3 protein-coding genes are annotated in these 2,070 nt (G+C 34.7%); all 3 read right to left on the bottom strand.

Annotation, left to right across the window (positions count from 1 at the left end; all coding sequences use genetic code 11):
* Positions 1-209: 209 nt before the first annotated feature.
* Positions 210-485 (bottom strand): MoaD/ThiS family protein, encoded by a 276-nt coding sequence (locus tag U9Q18_02780; protein MEA3313282.1) that lies wholly within the window; start codon positions 483-485, stop codon positions 210-212.
* 55 nt (positions 486-540) lie between these two features.
* Positions 541-1,305: an aldolase/citrate lyase family protein gene (locus tag U9Q18_02775; protein MEA3313281.1), complete on the bottom strand. Its 765-nt coding sequence runs from the start codon at positions 1,303-1,305 to the stop codon at positions 541-543.
* 69 nt (positions 1,306-1,374) lie between these two features.
* The coding region (locus U9Q18_02770; GenBank protein MEA3313280.1) for an aminotransferase class V-fold PLP-dependent enzyme at positions 1,375-2,070 on the bottom strand (696 nt) is incomplete at its 5' end.

The following is a 2,070-nucleotide window of genomic DNA, read 5'->3' as shown; positions in this document are numbered from 1 at the left end:
AATATTTTTCAATTTTAACATCAAAATCATTCAGGCTGGCAACATAGTCTAATCCTTTTGTTAATAAAAACTCACTATTCCCTTTTCGAGGACTTCCGCTGATACCCAGTATTTTTATTTCCATATTTTCACCACTCCTAATTCAATTTAAAATTATTTAAGCTAATGCACTCTTGAGAGATTATTTTCTTCTATCTGTGAAGGATAAATTATCCTCCGCAAAGCGGAGGGAATATACTCACTTCATCACCATCTTTTAGTTTCGTGAGAAGGTTTTCCGAAGCCCAGATGTTCCTACCATTCTTCAAGATAAGCATGGAGGGATTAATGTTTCCTGTATTATCTAGTATTGCCTCAACCGCCCTTGGTGGTAAATAAGTAGAAGAAAGGAGATCTTTTAAAACAGTTTCCTCTTTTATGACTATATTCATTTCCCCTCCAAAAAATTCTTTTAAATTAGCAAATGCTTTTACTTTTACAATCATTTATTTACCCCAAAATATTTTATTCTTTTCTTTTTGTGAAATAAAATTTCATCAATTAATCTTTTAACTGCTTTATAACATTCTTACTTGCTTCATAAAGAATACCGACATCAACAGAAAAAGACATGTACTGCACGCCTAATGAAATCCAAGATCTAGCTGTTTCTGCATCATCTGCAAAAGTTCCTACGGCAATTTTATTTTCCTTACACTTTGAGACTACTTCTTTCATCTTTTCCGTCACTAAAGGGTGATTAACTTCTCCGGGAATACCTAAGGATTGAGAAAGGTCATAGGGTCCGATAAAAATAACATCTATACCGGGAACTGATAATATTTTATCCAGGTTATTTATACCTTCAACTCCTTCTATATGAGCAATAATCATCGTTTCTTCATTAGCATATTTAAAATATTTGAATTTATCCATGGAAGAATAATTTGCTGCCCGAACATACCTGCATACACCACGCTCACCCTGAGGGGAATACTTTACTGATTTAACTGCTCTTTCCGCATCATACTTACTGTTAATCTGAGGAATTTCAATTCCTTGGGCTCCTATATCTAGTGCTCGCAAGATTAATGCTTCATCGTTATTACTTACTCTAATAACGGGTGTAATATTTACAGATTCAGCAGCTCTTATCATATTTTGAGCACTTTCTATAGATATTGGTCCATGTTCTTCATCAATAATTACGAAATCAAATCCAGCGAATCCCATAATTTCAACTACCGCAGGATCGGTAAATTTCAAAAATGGTCCAAATATAACTTTGCCATCCTGTAAGGCTTTCTTTAAATGATTTTTTTTCAATTTTTTTCACCACTATATTTTTTTATCTTACTATCTTGCTAATGAATCATATTCCATTATTATTGGTCATTACTGATTAGCAATGAAATTTTCTATTCCCGAAAGGACTCTATTAATCAACGGTTCCTGAGCAGAATAAGCCATATGACCTACTCGAAATACTTTGTTTCTTAATGGTCCAACTCCACCAGCAATCAATATTCTATAATTATTTCTTAAGTAATTCTGAAGTTCTTCGGAGGTAAGCGTTCCCGGTAATATGGCTGATGTAACCGTGGGAAGATACAATTCTTTGTCTTTAACAAATGGAGAAATTCCTAGCTTTGCAAGACCTTCATGAAGCATAGTAGCAACATTTTTATGCCTTAGCCATCTTTTTTCTAATCCTTCTTCTAAAATGATATCTAATGCTTTATTTAGCGCAAAAAAGAGGTGAACGGGAAGAGTAATTGGAAAAGGATGCCAATCTCCCCATTCCTTTTCATATCGCGCCCAAGTTTTTAAATTTAAATACCAGCCGGGTATATCTTCCTCTTTTGCCATGCTCTTCCATCCATTATCACTAATAGAAATCGTCGCTAAACCCGGGATAGAACCTAACGCTTTCTGGCTTGCTGAAACACAAAAATCAATATTCAACGCATCAATTGCTAATTCAACACCGCCAAGGGTAGAAACAGCATCAACAACAAACAGAATACCTTTCTCCTTACAAATTTTCGACAAACCTTCAAGAGGATTTAACATCCCGGTGGATGTCTCACC

Source organism: Caldisericota bacterium (assembly GCA_034717215.1).
Taxonomy (GTDB): Bacteria; Caldisericota; Caldisericia; order Caldisericales; family Caldisericaceae; genus UBA646.
This window is presented reverse-complemented; position numbering and strand designations above follow the sequence as displayed.